Below are 17,258 nucleotides of genomic sequence, written 5' to 3' on the forward strand. Positions count from 1 at the left end.
AACAATATGAGAGTAGAAGAGGATGAAATCGGAAAGGTTGCACTTCCTAAAGGGGCTCTTTATGGAATTAACACAGTACGAACAATTGAAAATTTGTCGTTTTCAAATCGGACGCTTCAGCAATACCCACTATACGTGGAAGCCCTTTTAATCGTAAAAAAATCAGCTGCTGCAGCAAATGTAGAAGCTAAAGTGTTTTCAAAAGAAGTGGGTGAACAGATATCCTCTGCTTGCAATCACCTTTTATCTGGAGCAAATGGAGATCAGTTTTTAATTGATGTATTACACGGCGGCGGTGGGATCGGAACAAATATGAATGTCAATGAAGTGATTGCCAATTTTGCTAATGCAGCATTCTGTGTGGAAAAAGGCAGGTATACACCCATTCATCCAACAGAGCATGTGAATGCATCTCAATCTACTTCAGATGTTTGTCATACAGCGATCCGGATGGCGATAATCTCAAGTTTTCAATTATTAAGACAAGAAATGAATGATCTTATAGAAAAAGTGACGTTCAAAGCAAGTGAATTTAGTGATATTACCACAATTTCGCGAACATGTTTACAAGATGCCATGCGTGTTACATTAGGTGAAAAATTCAGTGGTTATGCAGCAATGTTGGAGCGCCGTCTCAAGCATATGGAAAAGGCTGTTGAACAATTGCACGCAATCAATCTGGGAGGAACGGTTATTGGCTCTGGTGTCGGTGCATCGGACAGATATCGAGATGTGATTGTTATGAAGTTATGTGAAGCATCGGGACTGCTGCTTCATCATCGGGAAAATTTATTTGATGCTGCTCAAAATATGGACGATTTAGCTGATGTGTCAAGTGAACTGAAACAGCTTGCATCTTGTTTGATTAAATTCGCTAAAGATTTACGATTGCTGTCATCAGGACCAGAAGCAGGGTTTGGTGAAATCGTACTTCCAGCAGTACAAGCAGGTTCATCGTTTTTCCCGGGGAAAATAAATCCGGTTATACCGGAAACACTCATTCAATGTTGTTTTCAAGTATTAGGTTGTGATCGTGTCGTCCAGTCTGCATTAGAACATGGTGAATTGGATTTGAATGTATTCGAAGGTGCAGCGGGAGTTAATATCTTAGATGCCATGAACATGTTTTCAACCATGCTGCCAAAATTCACGATGCTTTGTATAAACGGGACTACTGTCAATGCACAGAGATGTGAACAATTATCAAATGGTCTGATTCCACTGGTTGTGACCCTTAAAGAAAAATACGGTTATGCAAAAATTTCAACGATATTGAAAGAAAAAGGTCATGAAGGTGTAAAGGAACTTTTTTATAGCGGAGGGGAAACAAATGACACAAATCAATGAGCAAACTTTATTTAAAGGAATAGAGCAACCGAAATTAGAATGGGCAAAAGAATGGCTAAAACAAACGAAAAGACTCTATATAAATGGCGAATGGCTTGATAGTGCAAGCGGGGAAACGATTGAGACAATCAATCCTTCAAACGGTAAAGTTATCGGACAATTTCAAAGTGCAACAAAAGCTGATATTGATCAAGCTGTAGCAGCCGCCCGCCAGGCATTTGACCACGGCCCTTGGCGCGAATTGACACGAAAAGACCGCGCAAAAACTTTACGCAACATTAGTGCGTTAATAAAACAGCATCAAGCAGAGCTTGCAACGTTAGAGTCATTGGATAATGGAAAGCTTTATACAGAATCATTTAATGATGACGTGCAGGAAGCTTCAGATTTATTCGAGTACTATGCTGGATGGACGGATAAATACTACGGTGAAAACAACCCGGTGGAAGGAAATTTTTTAAGCTATACGACACGTGATCCGATTGGTGTATGCGGTCAAATTGTCCCGTTTAACTTCCCGATCGATATGGCGGCCTGGAAGCTTGCACCGGCGTTGGCGATGGGAAATACCGTCATTATCAAGCCATCGAGTACAACGTCTCTTTCAGCCATCCGTTTATTTGAAATCATTGATGAAGCAGGTATCTTACCAGCTGGGGTCCTTAATTTAATATTAGGAAAAGGATCGATTGGTTCTTACATTAGCCGTCATATGGATATTGATAAAGTTTCGTTTACTGGAAGTACCGGTGTCGGAAAACAACTTGTTCATGACTCGGCAGATTCTAATTTAAAACCAGTAACACTTGAACTTGGCGGGAAATCCCCAAACATTATTTTTAGTGATGCTCCGGATTTACAGGCAGCGATCGAGCGCTCGTTTTATGGATTATTTACACATAAAGGAGAAAAATGCTCCGCTCCAACCCGTTTACTAGTTCAACGTGACGTATATGATCAAGTGGTCGATAAAATTGCAACGTACGCTAATCGTTACAAATGCGGCAATCCATTTGATCCGGAAAGTGATCAAGGTGCCCAGGTATCTAAAGCGCATATGGAATCCATTTTGAGACATATTGAAAATGGCGAAAAGGAAGGTGCCCGGCTTGTAACAGGCGGTGAGCGCGATATGACGGGTGAAAATGAACACGGATACTTTATCCGCCCAACAATTTTTGCAGATGTAGATAATAAGATGTCAATTGCTCAAGAAGAAATTTTCGGACCTGTTTTATGCATCATTCCATTTGATACAGAAGAAGAAGCAGTTCGAATTGCGAACGATACTGTATACGGACTAGCAGCGGGTCTTTGGACAAATGATGTATCACGTGCAAACCGTGTAGCCAGAAAATTAGAAGCGGGCATGGTGTTTATTAATAAATACGGATGTTACGATTTTGCGAGTCCATTTGGCGGATGGAAACAGAGTGGTTGGGGCAAGGAATATGCGATTCACTCTCTGCAATCGTATACGAAAACAAAAGCAATTTGGATGGCTTATTAAACTATGAAGGAAGCTGGGGGACGAATGATGAAAATGAAAGCGGCAGTTATGACAGGTGTTGGGGCACCATTAGACATTCAAGAAGTGGATCTTGCAGCACCGAAATCAAATGAAGTGCTTGTCAAAATAGAAGCAACCGGTGTGTGCCATAGTGATTTAAATGCTTTAAATGATGCCTCGACGCCAACCCCGACTATTTTAGGCCATGAAGGAGCAGGTGTTGTTGCTAAGATTGGACCGAATGTCAAAAATGTAAAAGTTGGTGACAAGGTTGCATTAAGCTGGGTTCCTTATTGCGGTACTTGTGAGTTTTGTGTAACAGGCGCTGTTCACTTATGTGAGTCAGCTTTTGGGCCGATGTTTGATGGAACATTATTGGATGGAACGTCTCGATTAAGTAAAGAAGGGGCAACAATTTTTCATAACTCGCTTCTATCTACATTTGCTGAATATGCAGTAGTGCCGGAAATGTCTTGCATTAAACTTCCGGACGAAATGCCGATGGCACAAGCCTCTTTAATCGGTTGTGGGGTTGCCACTGGATATGGAGCTGCGGTAAATGCGGCAAAAGTCACTCCAGGTTCAACGGTGGCTGTGTTTGGAATAGGAGGTGTAGGTGTTAATGCCATTCAAGGTGCCCGAATTGCTGGGGCAGCCAAGATCATTGCATGTGATGTAAAACCTGCAAATCTTGAAATTGCGAAACGTTTTGGCGCTACTCATACAGTTAATGTCGCAAAAGAGAATGTAGAAGAAAAATTAAAAGCTTTAACAAATGGACACGGTGTCCATTTTGCGATTGATTGTTCAGGAAATACAAAGGCAACGGAAAACGCTTGGAAAGGGACAAGAAAGGGTGGAACGGTCGTAGTGGTCGGCGCCTTTAATCCTGATATGGCATTGAATTTGCCTGCAAGCGGCTTCCATCGTGTCGGGAAAATCCTAAAAGGGAGCTTCTATGGTGATGTACAGCCATTCCGCGATTTTTCGCGAATAGCCCAGCTTTATCTTGATGGCAAATTTATGTTGGATGAACTGGTCCTTGAGCGTATAAAGCTTAATGATATCAACACTGCCTTTGATGCATTCCATGACTGCAACTGCATTAATGTAGGGAGATCCGTTATTGAGTCTTCAACACAACCAGCTATTGACAACAGGGAATTTGAAAGTGAAAAGATTGGACCGGTAATATAAACAGCTCCTTTATCATCCGATCAACGGATGAAGGATGGGCGAGCAAAGATCAGAAGTAGGAGGATATAACTTGAGTATTTCTTTTGAATTCATACCTAAAACGCAAATTGCATTCGGAATTGACCGCTCTTTGCAAATTGGAACAGATGTAAAGCGAATTAGTGGTCATAATAAAGCAGTTCTAATTACAGATCCCGGTGTAATGAAAGTTGGCCTTTCTGATATCATCGTGAAGGCGCTCGAGGATGATGGAGTGGAAACCATTGTCTTTAGCAATGTACAAAGTGATCCAACGGCAGCATCTATTGACGAAGCGGCAGAACTCATTAGGCGGTCCGGCTCTAAATGCGTAATCGGGTTGGGTGGGGGCTCTGCAATGGATGTAGCAAAGATGGCCTCCCTTGTGGCAGGAGCAGAGCATCCGGCCATGCATTATGCGCTAATGGTACATTCATTTGCACCGAAGAGCATTAAATCGATCATGATTCCCACTACTTCAGGAACAGGAGCCGAAGTGACAAGTACGGTTGTTTTTTCTACTGACGAAAAAAGAAAGGTGTGGGGATGGGATGCCGATATGGCACCCGAACTGGCCATTTTAGAACCGAAATTCACTGTAGCCTTGCCGGACTTCTTAACAGCTGCCACAACTCTTGATGCCCTTGTTCATTCGATTGAAGCATGCGCCGGAAAAAGATCGAATCCATTTATTGAAGCATTAAGCTTACAATCTATTCGATTGATAACCAAGCATTTTGAAACGGCGCTGCATAACCCTGCCGACCTGGAGGCGAGAGGAAATCTCGCATTGGCGGCAACCCTTGCAGGAATGGCCATCGAGCAAGGGGGAACCGGAATCGCTCATTGCATCGGTCATGCCCTCGGAACCCTAGGACGCATTCACCACGGCCGTGCGGTCTCCATTGCTTTAACTGCTGCATATGCATGGAACGCAGAAGAGTCCATTAAAATTCATGCTGAAATTGCCCGTGCTCTCGGAGTTAAAGAAGCGGGATTGACAGAGGAAGAACTAGCTCTGGCAGGTGCAGATGCATTTAATAGGTTAGTGGAAAAAAGTGGCTTGAAGATTTCCCTGCAAGATGATGGTTTAAGCCCGGCTGACATCGATAGCCTGGTTGAAATTGCATTTTCAGAGGAAAATACTCCAATGCGTCTAAATAATTGCCGTGTGGCAACCAAGGAAGAAATGAAACAGTTTGCCAGCAAGATTTTAACACCTTCACAAGTTAATGCTTAATAATAAATAGTTTAAATATTTTGGAAGTGTCTTATTCTTATAATTTCGAAATGGATGATGGTAAAAGCATCCGTTTCGAAATTAAGGTTGTAAGCGCTTTCCTTTAATTAGGAGGGTATTATGAAAAGTATCAGACACTTAGTGTTTTGGCCGCCGTTTTTATTACTGTTAGGCGCCGTTATTCTTAGCTTTACTAATAAAGAAGCGTTTATAAAAATAACGACTGATGCAAACAATTGGGTAATTGCAAACTTAGGAGGGGTGTTTAGTATAAGCGGATTACTAATGGTAATAGCGTGCATTGCTACTTACTTTTCTCCACTGGGAAAAGTTAAAATCGGCGGTGTAAATGCAAAGCCCATCTTGAGTTTCAAAAACTGGTTTGCTATCACTTTAACCACAACCATTGCCTCTGGGTTAACTTTCTGGGGGATTGTAGAGCCTGTATACCATGTATCAGCGCCGCCTGAGTCTTTGGGAATTGACCCAAATAGTCCAGCCGCGGCCATCTTTGCGATGTCGACGATGTACCTTCATTGGACAATTACACCTTATGCTATTTATTGTGTACCTATTATTGTTTTTGCTTTTACTTATTATAATATGCGTAAACCATATAGCTTATCGTCTACACTATCACCCGTACTAGGTAAGAAATTAGACGGGAAAAGCGGACAGGTGATTGACGCAGTCTGCTTATATACATTGGCTTTGGGTATGGCAGCCTCGATGGGTACGAGTACGATGAGTCTAGCTGGCGGAATCAAAAGTTTGACCGGAATTGAAAGTACACCGGTTGTTTGGGGAATTATCACACTCGTCGGAACGGCAATCTTTATTGTTTCTGCATCAAGCGGATTGACAAAAGGAATCCGGATACTATCTAATATTAACGTTAAAGCGTTCTATGCCGTTGCTTTATTCCTTCTTATTGCAGGTCCCACTTCTTATATGCTGAATTTAGGAACAGAATCGTTAGGTTACTACTTAACGCACTTTTTTGAGAAGAGTTTATTTACAGGATCTGCTGCTGGAGATCAATGGCCTCAATGGTGGACAACATTTTATTGGGCAAACTGGTTTTCTTGGGCAGCGATTACGGCTTTATTTCTAGGAAGAATAGCTTATGGATATACAGTAAAAACCGTAATCCTTGTTAACTTTATTTTGCCGGCGATATTCGGTGGCATTTGGATGACGATTTTTAGTGGAACATCCATTCAAATGCAAATGGAAGGGGGAGCACTCGCAGGGGTTTTGAATAACAGTGGTGCTGAATCAGTTTTATATGCAGTATTCGAAGCGCTTCCTTTTGCTCAAGTCGTTATCCCTTTTTATCTATTCATTGTTTTCCTATCATTTGTCTCGGGAGCGGATGCAAATACCGCAGCAATGGGCGGAATCAGTTCTACCGGTATCTCCCCAAAAAGTCCGGAGCCGGGTATTTTAATCAAAGCTACCTGGGGAATCACCGTAAGTTTTGTTTCCTGGATGATGATCAGCTTTGCCCAAATAGACGGGATTAAAATGCTCTCTAATCTTGGCGGTGTCCCTGCTTTGATATTAGAGCTCGGAGTATTGATTGCGCTCTTTAAAATCGCCAAATCTCCTGCAAAATATGATGTTAGTGATCAAAGCGGAGAAGACCAAGACTTAATAGATTTAGAGAAAAAAAGTGAAGTTATATAATTTTGGGAAGTTAAAAGAACCGGGACAGTCATGCTGCCCCGGTTTTCTTTGTGTAGTATTTTAGCATTTAGAAAAAGTTCTGGAATACCCTATCGAATTCTTTTCCTTCTTTCATTATACAGATTGATCAATTCTGCATTTTGCTCATTCATCTTTTTCACATTCTTATTAATCGTTGCCAATTCCCAAAGTACAGCCAATCCAAAGATTAGCATAAGCGTTAATAAATCCATTGTTGCCCTCCTATTGATGTTGTGTACCTTTAATTAAATGTTTCTTTTCACTTGGATTCATTTCCTTAACCCGGGAAGGCAAGTTCTTTCTTTGAAAATAATTGTTTTGAATCAAAGCATATATCACTAAAAAAGTTCCGAGTAATTCGTAGGATGATAGTGATCCTCCTTGGATGAGAACGATGGCCAACGTGGTGATTGGAACTAAATTGATAAATAGGATTCCATTGATCGGCGTTAAAAGTTTAATGCCTAAATTCCAGCTTAAAAGAGCTATGGCACCAGGGAAAATAATCATGAAAATCATCTCGCCATAAATGGATTGCATAACCTCTGCCGTAGGGACGGACAGGCCCATAGCCGTTGCGAGGAATGTTATGATCGCTGATACGGCTGTTCCTAAAATGCACGTTAAAGTCGAATAGCGAAGTGTTGACCATCCGTTGAATTGGTTACCGCCCATCGTATAAATAACCCACCCTATAACCCCGATAAGAATGAAAAGGATAGGGATGATGCTATCTTTCAATAAAAATACGAATGATAAGTTGCCATTGGTAATGACAAGAATGGCCCCTATCAAGGCAAGGAACATGCTGGCGATTGTATACTTCATGGGTCTGGCACTTTTGAAAACCCACAGAATTAAAATTGAAATCATGGGCATTAATGATTCCATGATGGAAGCAACAATTACCCCGTTATGCCCCAGTAAATCTTGACCTGCGAAAATGAGAAAGTTGTATACAGTGAACGCCATCGTCCCAAAAAACAATAATTTCTTTCCTTGCCCTTCCAGGCTAAAAGACTTCTTACCCTCTTTAATTAAAAGCAATATCCCTAAAATGACGCTAACAGCTAAATATCGCAAAAAAGCGAAATAAAAAGGATCAATATACATTAAGGCCCTTTCTGCAACTGGAAACATCGCTCCCCAAGAAATGCTGGCAGTCAAACATAAAAGTGCACCGATTAAAACTTGATTTTTTTTCATAAAAGCTTCCCCTCAAAAATAATGATTGATTTAATTCCTATACACACCTTATGATAAAGTCATTATCATGTAAAATGACTTAAAATGAATGTAATCATCATTATTAATGATAGTTGAGGAAGGGGGGCACTTTTATGGAAATGCGGGATTTGCAAATATTCCAGTGCGTCGCTAAATATGGCAGCGTAAGTAAGGCGGCTGTTGAGTTGAATTACGTCCAATCCAATGTAACGGCGAGGATTAAGCATTTAGAGCAGGAGTTACGAACGCCTTTATTCAATAGGCACAAACGCGGCATGTCTTTAACTGCAGAGGCCAGAAAAATGCTGGAGTATGTAAACAAAATTTTGCTAGATGTGGAAGAACTCAAGCAAGTATTCCTGGATAGTGAAACACCTACAGGGATATTGAACATCGGTACAGTTGAAACGGTCAGCGATCTTCCCAAGATTCTAGCTTCTTATCATAAACAGTATCCAAATGTCGATTTATCCATAAAGGCGGGGTTAACGGAAAACTTAATTAAAGATGTCATTGAACACAGGCTGGATGGCGCTTTTGTTACAGGACCGATTAAACATCCGCTCATTCAGCCATACGATGTATGTACAGAAAAACTTGTATTAGTTACAAGAAATGAAACATTTAACCTTGAAGAAATCATAACAGAACCATTTTTAGTATTCAGTCAGGGCTGTGGCTATCGCTCTAAACTGGAACAATGGCTGAGGGAAGAAGAAGTGATGCCCAAAAGGATCATGGAGTTCAATGTATTGGAAACGATCTTAACCAGCGTAACACTCGGTCTTGGCATTACTCTCGTACCACAATCGGCGGTAAACCACCTAACAAAAGTCCACGTGCATGCAATTCCGGAAGAATACCGCAATATCTCGACTGTCTTCATTCACCGTAAAGATGCTTATATGACAAACTCGATGAAAAGCTTCTTGCAAACGATTGAAGCTCATCATGAAAACCTATTTAAGCAAAACCCTGGACCTACTCCTGAGCTGATATGAAGGAGGAGCAGCAAATAGCTTTACATAGAATGATAGAGGATCGCTGAAACCAATTATTTTAGGCTGCGAAACTATTCATAAAAAGTAAAACATGGGGATACAGGGACAGCGATATAGCATAGTATGGTATTTATTATTGCTTCGGTTTCCTTATGCTTGTCGTTTATTAATCATGTTACTTCTAGAAAGTATTTAGCATTAACCAAAGGTGGACCAAACGTTAACTTGGAAAAGCATTTGTGAATTATTTAGACAAAAGCCAACGATTTCGTTGGCTTTTTGTCTGTACGATCATTTCAATTATCATACATTCAAATAACCTACTTAAACTAAACTGGTAGTTTAACTATAGAAAAATTGTATTACTTTTCATCAATTGGGAAAAAATATAAATAATAACAAGAAGGAGGGAACAGAGATGGAAGTAAATATGAGTGTTGAAGAAGTCGTGAATCAAATTTCTGACTTAGTAGAAAAAGAAGGGAAGCTACCTCGAAAGAAAGAGGTAAAGAAGTCAGATCCGGAGTTAATGAAGAATGCATTGTATTATTTTCCTAATTGGGATACTGCAGTAGAACATAGCATTGGATCTTAACGATAAACGATACATAAACATTTATTTTTCAAATTAGTAGAAGTTATGAAGGCCGCCAATTGGCGGCCTTTTGAACATGCGATTCTTTACATTATCATACATTCAAGCACTCCTACTCAAACTATCTATTGAATAGTTTAGTTAAATAAAGATATAGACGCATCAAAGTGAATCAATCTCATATTTTCTTTTTCGGAACGAGTGGAGTATCGATCTTTTTTAGTCGATAAAGTCTGATATTTCAATGAAGCATAGTGTAACTTTTTTCCATATGGGACCGTATAATAATTTGTTAAAACACAAGAAAAGAGGGTTCCAATGAAAAAGATATTGTTGATTTTGGCAGCCGTTTTTTTGGTAACAGGACTTAGTGCTTGTAAAGGAGTCCAGGAGGGAAATAAGGAATCTCCGCCAATTTCAGAAAAGCCAAATGATAATCCTAAGCAAACCGACGGGCAAGATAAAGATTCTTCAGGTGAATCGGGTGAAAATCCGACAAAAGATCTGCCAAATAAAACGGATACGATCATATTAGAAGGTATGGAAGAACCATTCCAATTCACGCTTCATCATAGTCAGGCATTGGGATTCTCAACCTACATCGTGGATGACATGGTCGTTGAAGAGGCTAGTTCTGGTGAAGGAGATACAATGATTGTTTTTGCAAATTTTGCAGGCAAGAGAAATGAGGATGCCAAAGTTCAGATATTTTCCAAAAGTGAGGGTACGAATGCGACAATAGAAGAACAGGCGGAGTTTGCGAGGGAAGTTGTGATAAGCAACGACTTTGAGATAAAACAGCGATCTGATAATTCGCCTAACCGATTTGATTGGTCTGAGGTGGAATTTGACATTAGTCAGAAGGGCAGTAATTATTCCATATTAGGTACAGTGTCGGTTTTTCAACATGGCGACCGCGTTTACTATGCAATCGTTCAATACCCGGAAGAATATGAAGAAGGCTTCATACCGCGGGTTGTAAAAATGTTTGATGATATCGTATGGTATGAAGCACCTTGATAAATGAGTTTGCAAAAATGGGTACACCATTTGACAGATGATGGTCATATATTTGTCTAAAAAGTGGGCATAAAAAGGAATCCTGTTGAACGGTAGGTAGCTAGTTTGTCTACAGTCTGAGAGCAGCTCTTTTGCTGCTCTTTTTTGTATGATAGGATTGTCTGCTTTATTCAGATTAAGGAGGATAAAGGATTGGGTTAGAGAATAATTAGTGATAGGATTTCGAAAACGAATTTGATAGAAAATAGGTGAAGCAAGTGGAGTTAGATACATTATATAAGACATATCGACCTTTTCTTTTTTCCATCGCATACCGGATGCTCGGATCGGTTACAGATGCAGAAGATATCGTTCATGATTTATTCCTGCAGCTTAAGCTTGATACCGACGAAATTAAGGACATGAAAGCATATCTTGCGAAAATGACGACAAATCGCTGTCTCAATTACTTGAAATCAGCCCGTAAAAGAAGAGAGGTTTACACAGGTCCTTGGCTGCCAGAACCTCGGGTAAACGAAACAGATCAGCCTCTAGATAAGGTCGTAACGGATGAAACGGTTGCATATGCCTTCCTCGTTTTGCTGGAACAGCTTTCACCTGTTGAAAGAGCGGTTTTCGTGCTTAGGGAAGCATTCACTTACAGCTATGAAGATATCGCCGAGATGCTGGAAAAGAATGAAGTGAACTGCAGAAAGATCTACAGCCGGGCTAAGCGGAAATTACAGAATGATAGGCCCGTCCATCCGGAGGATACGAAACATGTCGATCTTTTGGCAAAAAAATTCATAAAAGCATCTGCGACAGGAAACTTTGAGGAGTTTTTGGATCTTCTTACAGAAGATGTTGTCCTTGTTACTGACGGCGGAGGAAAAGTGCTTTCTGCTTTAAATCCAATTGTAACCAGACAGCGCGTATCCGCCTTTCTTAAAGGCGTTTCTGCTAAAGGAGGCTTCATAGGAGAACTTCTTCCGGTGATGGTCAATGGCCAGGAAGGAATTTTGCAAATGAAAGAAGGAAAGCCTATCAAAGTCATCTGCTTTGAATTAGATCCAAAACAAAAAAATATCCGCAAAATCTTCATTGTCACCAATCCCGATAAATTAAATCATATTCCTGTGATAGATTGAGGGGTCTTTTTTTTTGGATGTCACAAATCAAACCTCTATTTTGTCTTATAAGTGGAACCTAAAAAGATTATGGAGGAGATAGACATGGAACAACGGATTAACTACATGAAGACAAATCGTGAAGTGGTCAAATTAATGATGGGTTTGGAGGAGTACAAGAAAACAACGGAAATCGATAGCACATTAATCGAATTGATTAAAATTCGCGCCTCTCAAATCAATGGCTGTGCGTACTGCTTGGATATGCATACAAAGGATGCCCGGGCGAAGGGTGAAACGGAACAAAGAATTTACTGTTTGAGTGCTTGGCGTGAAACACCATTCTATTCTGATTCAGAAAGGGCAGCGTTGGAATTGACGGAAGCGGTCACGGCCATTTCTGCAAACGGTGTACCTGATGAACTGTATGAGAGGGTCCGCCTTCATTTTGATGAAAAACAATATATCGATCTCGTTACCATAATCATCACGATCAATGGCTGGAACCGATTGGCCATTTCAGCCCAAAACATACCAGGGCACTATAAGCCTGTAATGGAAAAATAATGTCGTTATCAAAACCCCTTGTATGGTTACAAGGGGTTTAATTGTAAAAACGTGGCTTTTTAATTAGTTTTCTTTTTTATAAAAGCGTTCACCCGTATCAGGATTATAATACACCCTTGTTTTTTCTCCTGTCACGGGGTCTATATTTATTTCATCTGTCGATTGAAATCCATCAGGAACTTTTACACCGTGATTACGTTTAAACCGTTTATCATAGATAAAGTATCCAAGTAAAATGCATAAGATAACTATAATAATTTGTAATATATAGTACCCTATGATGAATTTCATTATATTTTCTCCACAATGACGGCGGTTCCATATGCAACAATTTCGCTCATATTCGTGCCGATTTCCCCAGAATCATATCTCATCATTATAATTGCGTTTGCACCCATTTCAGTGGCATTTTTTATCATACGGTCCATAGCTTCTTTTCTTGAATCTTCAAGCATCGCTGTATATTGCTTGATTTCTCCGCCTACCAGGGATTTTAACCCTGCCATGATATCGCCGCCAATCCCTCTGCTTCTTACAATTAGACCGAAGGCAGGCCCTTTTACCTCTACAATTTTGTATCCTTCAATTTTTTCTGTGGTAACTACCAACACATTAATCGCCTCCACCTTATTTACTTTATAATTTTAAAACTTCTCTTGAAATTCCCTAGACTGAAGGCATAAACAAATGATTCAAGTTCTCTTAAAAGTTTAAATATTATATTTAGTTTATCACTCAATAATTACGAGCAATAATAATATCATTCCTTTAAATTTTAACATAATAAAAGCTTTATCCTTCTTATACGATAGGAATTTCACTTCTTTTGCACGTAACATATTTCGAGTACGCATAAAAAATCCCATTTCGTAGAAAATAAATGGGATTAAAATTATTAGTGTTAATTACTGCTGTTTTGATTGTTATATGTGTGTAGATTTATGATGCTAATTGAAACACCTTTTCCTTCTGCAATATAAATTTTTCTTTCTCATAACGGAACTCATTAGTATGGTTACGAGGGGTTTTTTAATGACTGCAGTTTTAATCATTTTTTTTGACTTTGAGATATTAAGATGAATACTATGCCTATAACGAAAAAGATAAATATGTTGATAGATTTTATAAATCCTATTGGGAACAACACAGCACAATTAATACTATGACTCCTAGGGAATAAACAAATCTGACTCTACTAATCATAACTCCTCCTATAAGTACTAAAAATAGCGGTTATTTATCTTTATTTCATTAAGAATTTCATACAATTTATTTTCATAGTACAAGCTGATTAATTGTGATCTGGATGTAACATCTAGTTCTTCAAACATTTTATTTACATAGTTACGAACTGTAGAAACACTTATATTCAGATTATCAGCTATTTCTTTATCTTTGAGACCTTGAGTTATATTTTTTATTATTCGCAATTCAACTTCATGTTGTTGTTCCCTGGTGATTAAAGATGATGTATCTGTTTTTATTATCTCTTCTATTAATAATTTCTCACGATACACATGTAACTCGTAGGAGATTTGATTAGCGAGCATTTCAGAAATCATTTCGAAATTTCCATTATCATCCTTTGTGATTATACCAACATACCCTTGCAATTCCTTATTTTTAATTTCATGGATCGGGGAAGATAAAACACTAAAATACTTCCCGGAGATTTGATTTTTAGTTTTTACAGTAGTATTTTGCAATGAACTTAAAACAAATGCATTATTTTCAACAGATTCTTTTATAACCAAATTACATATATCTTTATGTTCAAAATTACTCTTAGAGTATAAAACATTTAGCTCTTTATCAAAGATAAATATAGTAGTTTCAAAATTAAACTTGAAATTCTTAATACTATTCAATACTTTTTTACTGATATAAATGATTTGATTTTTCAATTCCATATTCATACCTCATACTTGTTCCTAAAATGAAATACCTGTTTACTCTCCTCGTTTCACAATAAACTATTTTACCTTGTGATGGGTTCCAAAAATGATGATTGCTATTTCAGAAATGATACGGCACGTCGGGTTTGGATTTTATTCAATTGCTAACTTATTTACACAGAGTATTGATGAAATTCTAAAAATAATGCTTATACACCCATCTCCTAAACCTAAAACAAAATTCGACAAGGATTTCATGGCTGGTGTAAGATGAATGAAAAAGCCAGAAATGGGGTGGATGCTTTGGTTGATTTATTACCGTCGCTGTTTGAAAAAGTGGGGATCATCGTAATTGCTGCATTCCTGCTTTCTTATATGAAACCCTTTCGGCAAATGATAGGCCATGAACATGAAATGTCGAAGAAAATCATGTTTATCGCGCTTTTTGGAACATTCGGTATCATAAGTAACTATACAGGAATCGAAATCGGGAACCATGCCATGCCGGAGGGTGATTGGCATGCTGATATTGCTCCCGATAACGCGATTGCCAATACAAGGATTATGGGCGTGGCAATCGGCGGTTTACTGGGGGGACCATTTGTTGGGTTGGGAGTAGGTTTGATTGCAGGGCTTCACCGTTATTTTCTCGGGGGTTTTACAGCGGGGGCATGTGCGATCGCCGCGATTTTAGCTGGGTTCTTATCGGGTTTTTTGGGAAAAAGGCGACGAGAGCATGGGGTGATCACTCCTTGGTTTGCGCTGCCCATTTGCATGGCTTTGGAAGCGATTCAAATGGGCATTATCCTGTTGACTACCAAACCATTTGAAAGGGCGTGGGAGCTCGTACAAGTAATCGGACTTCCGATGATCATCATCAACGGGTTCGGGACTTTACTATTCATGCTCATCATTCAATCGATTACAAGGGACGAAGCACGGACACGGGCCGTACAAACGAATCTTGCGTTTTTGATTGCAGATCAGACTTTACCCTTTTTCCGGCAAGGTCTTAATCAAACTTCATGCAAAAGAATAGCCCAAATCATCTTGGGGCTGACTGAAGCCGATGCCGTGGCCATTACCAATGATCATAGCGTACTTGCCCATGTTGGCGCTGCGTCAGATCACCATGTCCCTAAGGTGGGAATAGCGACAGGCTTAACGAAAAAAGCCCTTGAACAAGGGAAAATAATCGTGGCCAAAACAAAAAAGGACATTTATTGTTTTCATGATCAATGCCCATTGCAAGCGGCCGTAGTCCTGCCGTTGCAGGTCCAACAGAAAACGGTCGGGACTTTGAAGATGTATTTCAAGCATCCGGATAAATTAGGCCAAGTGGAACAAGAGTTAGCTGAAGGATTGGCCAAACTATTTTCCACTCAATTGGAACTCGCTAAAGCGGAAATGCAAACGAAATTATTGAAAGATGCTGAAATTAAGGCATTGCAGGCACAGGTCCATCCGCATTTTTTATTCAATGCAATCAATACGATATCTGTTCTATGCAGGACGGATGTCGAGAAGGCAAGAAGTTTATTGCAGGAGCTCAGTGCTTTCTTTCGCTCTAATTTACAAGGAGCCCGACAAATCCTGGTGCCGCTAGAAAAGGAATTAGAGCATGTTAATGCTTATTTATCACTGGAGCAGGCGCGTTTTCCAAATAAATTTCATATCGACTATCGCATTGAGCCAAGGCTGAATGAAGTTCTTATCCCTCCATTCACGTTGCAGCCACTTGTTGAGAATGCGGTACACCACGCATTTCCACATGTGAAAAGCAAAGGTCAAATCATCCTTCACGCATACTTTAAAGACGATGCCATGCGCATTGTTGTGGAAGATAACGGAAAAGGGATTTCAAGCGGGAGAATAGATGAATTGGGTAAGCATGCTGTAGAATCGGCTAAGGGTACAGGAACGGCCCTTCATAATATCAGTGAACGGCTGGAAGGGATCTATAAAGGACAGGCCAGCCTCTCGATAGAAAGTGAGACGGGACACGGAACAAAAGTGAAAATATCAATACCACTCGAAAGGAGCATATGGCAACGATGATGAAAGCATTTATCGTAGAGGATGAACCACTGGCAAGAGATGAATTGAAATATCTATTGAAGAGAAGCAGGCAAGTTGAAGTCGTGGGTGAGGCTGAGGGGATAGAAGATGCCATAAGGGATATCTCCCGACTTAAACCTGAACTTGTCTTTTTGGACATTGAGCTTGCAGATGGAAATGGCTTGCATTTGGCTAAGCAATTGGCGGAACTTGACCCCGCACCATCGCTTATTTTTGCGACCGCTTATGATGAGTTTGCCCTCCAAGCCTTCGAGTTATATGCATTTGATTATCTATTAAAGCCATTTAATGAAAAAAGGATTCGGCAAACATTGGATAAGCTCATGAAGCAGCGTCAAATCGGGAAAGACGAATCCAGGACAGCAGCTTCCGCCAGCCGAACCGCGGTGGAACAGACAGGTAAATTGGCTGTAGTGATAGATGATCGGATCGTTTTGATCGACCGGGATCATATTTTGTTCATAGGACTCATGGAAGGAAAGACGATCATTAAAACAGAGGAAAATGAATATAAAATCGGTGACCCTCTCATCGTGCTTGAAAAGAAGCTCGATAAGCGCTCATTTTTACGGGTGCATCGCGGTTTTATCGTGAATGTCATCCATATTTCTGAAATACAGCCTTGGTTCAACTCGACTTATAATCTCATTATGAGTGATGGATCAAACATCCCGGTAAGCCGGACGTATGTGAAGGAGCTAAAGCAGCTCATCGGTTTTTAAAAATTTTCATAATTCTGCATTTTA

Annotated in this window: 17 protein-coding genes; 12 read left to right on the forward strand and 5 right to left on the reverse strand. The window is 39.8% G+C overall.

Annotation, left to right across the window (positions count from 1 at the left end; genetic code table 11):
* The first annotated feature begins 6 nt into the window (after positions 1–6).
* From LQ188_RS14135 to LQ188_RS14155, 5 genes are all read left to right on the forward strand, one after another.
* On the forward strand, positions 7–1,347 hold the full coding sequence (locus tag LQ188_RS14135; RefSeq protein ID WP_230177425.1) for a lyase family protein: 1,341 nt from the start codon (positions 7–9) through the stop codon (positions 1,345–1,347).
* The gene (locus LQ188_RS14140; RefSeq protein ID WP_230177149.1) at positions 1,331–2,857 is read left to right on the forward strand and encodes an aldehyde dehydrogenase family protein; all 1,527 of its coding nucleotides are present in this window, start codon (positions 1,331–1,333) and stop codon (positions 2,855–2,857) included. The genes LQ188_RS14135 and LQ188_RS14140 overlap by 17 nt, the downstream gene beginning before the upstream one ends.
* Positions 2,858–2,881: 24 nt before the next feature.
* Positions 2,882–4,054: a Zn-dependent alcohol dehydrogenase gene (locus LQ188_RS14145; RefSeq protein WP_230177151.1), complete on the forward strand. Its 1,173-nt coding sequence runs from the start codon at positions 2,882–2,884 to the stop codon at positions 4,052–4,054.
* Between the two features lie 70 nt (positions 4,055–4,124).
* On the forward strand, positions 4,125–5,312 hold the full coding sequence (locus tag LQ188_RS14150; protein WP_230177152.1) for an iron-containing alcohol dehydrogenase: 1,188 nt from the start codon (positions 4,125–4,127) through the stop codon (positions 5,310–5,312).
* A gap of 120 nt (positions 5,313–5,432) precedes the next feature.
* Entirely contained in the window at positions 5,433–7,001 is a 1,569-nt protein-coding gene (locus tag LQ188_RS14155) for a BCCT family transporter (protein ID WP_230177154.1), read from the forward strand.
* Between the two features lie 89 nt (positions 7,002–7,090).
* Here the strand turns inward: LQ188_RS14155 and LQ188_RS14160 are convergent, their stop codons facing one another.
* Complete coding sequence (locus tag LQ188_RS14160) at positions 7,091–7,234, reverse strand: YrzO family protein (protein WP_230177156.1); 144 nt, start codon at positions 7,232–7,234, stop codon at positions 7,091–7,093.
* Between the two features lie 10 nt (positions 7,235–7,244).
* Complete coding sequence (locus LQ188_RS14165; RefSeq protein ID WP_230177158.1) at positions 7,245–8,228, reverse strand: DMT family transporter; 984 nt, start codon at positions 8,226–8,228, stop codon at positions 7,245–7,247.
* 134 nt (positions 8,229–8,362) lie between these two features.
* Here LQ188_RS14165 and LQ188_RS14170 point away from each other — a divergent pair, with 134 nt between their 5' ends.
* The 5 genes from LQ188_RS14170 (at position 8,363) to LQ188_RS14190 (ending at position 12,538) form a co-directional block, all read left to right on the forward strand.
* Positions 8,363–9,250 (forward strand): LysR family transcriptional regulator, encoded by an 888-nt coding sequence (locus LQ188_RS14170; protein ID WP_230177159.1) that lies wholly within the window; start codon positions 8,363–8,365, stop codon positions 9,248–9,250.
* A gap of 418 nt (positions 9,251–9,668) precedes the next feature.
* A complete protein-coding gene (locus LQ188_RS14175) occupies positions 9,669–9,845 on the forward strand; it encodes a hypothetical protein (protein WP_164468801.1) in 177 nt (58 codons plus the stop codon).
* Between the two features lie 318 nt (positions 9,846–10,163).
* On the forward strand, positions 10,164–10,865 hold the full coding sequence (locus tag LQ188_RS14180) for a hypothetical protein (RefSeq protein WP_230177160.1): 702 nt from the start codon (positions 10,164–10,166) through the stop codon (positions 10,863–10,865).
* Positions 10,866–11,122: 257 nt separating this feature from the next.
* Entirely contained in the window at positions 11,123–11,992 is an 870-nt protein-coding gene (locus LQ188_RS14185) for an RNA polymerase sigma-70 factor (RefSeq protein ID WP_101224373.1), read from the forward strand.
* Between the two features lie 84 nt (positions 11,993–12,076).
* Positions 12,077–12,538, forward strand: coding sequence for a carboxymuconolactone decarboxylase family protein (locus tag LQ188_RS14190; protein ID WP_101224372.1), 462 nt, complete (start codon positions 12,077–12,079; stop codon positions 12,536–12,538).
* Between the two features lie 63 nt (positions 12,539–12,601).
* Here LQ188_RS14190 and LQ188_RS14195 read toward each other — a convergent pair whose 3' ends face one another.
* From LQ188_RS14195 to LQ188_RS14205, 3 genes are all read right to left on the reverse strand, one after another.
* A complete protein-coding gene (locus LQ188_RS14195; RefSeq protein ID WP_101224371.1) occupies positions 12,602–12,829 on the reverse strand; it encodes a hypothetical protein in 228 nt (75 codons plus the stop codon).
* Positions 12,829–13,149 carry a YbjQ family protein gene (locus tag LQ188_RS14200; RefSeq protein WP_095391560.1) on the reverse strand — a complete coding sequence of 107 codons (321 nt, stop codon included), beginning with the start codon at positions 13,147–13,149 and terminating at the stop codon, positions 12,829–12,831. Before LQ188_RS14200 ends, LQ188_RS14195 begins: the two co-directional genes overlap by 1 nt.
* A 609-nt stretch (positions 13,150–13,758) precedes the next feature.
* Entirely contained in the window at positions 13,759–14,448 is a 690-nt protein-coding gene (locus tag LQ188_RS14205; protein WP_230177161.1) for a LuxR C-terminal-related transcriptional regulator, read from the reverse strand.
* A 255-nt stretch (positions 14,449–14,703) separates the two neighbouring features.
* Here LQ188_RS14205 and LQ188_RS14210 point away from each other — a divergent pair, with 255 nt between their 5' ends.
* Both LQ188_RS14210 and LQ188_RS14215 read left to right on the forward strand, forming a co-directional pair.
* Positions 14,704–16,491: a sensor histidine kinase gene (locus LQ188_RS14210; protein WP_290370122.1), complete on the forward strand. Its 1,788-nt coding sequence runs from the start codon at positions 14,704–14,706 to the stop codon at positions 16,489–16,491.
* A complete protein-coding gene (locus LQ188_RS14215; RefSeq protein ID WP_230177162.1) occupies positions 16,488–17,234 on the forward strand; it encodes a LytTR family transcriptional regulator DNA-binding domain-containing protein in 747 nt (248 codons plus the stop codon). The genes LQ188_RS14210 and LQ188_RS14215 overlap by 4 nt, the downstream gene beginning before the upstream one ends.
* Positions 17,235–17,258: the final 24 nt, after the last annotated feature.

Source organism: Peribacillus sp. Bi134 (assembly GCF_918698065.1).
Lineage (GTDB): Bacteria > Bacillota > Bacilli > Bacillales > DSM-1321 > Peribacillus.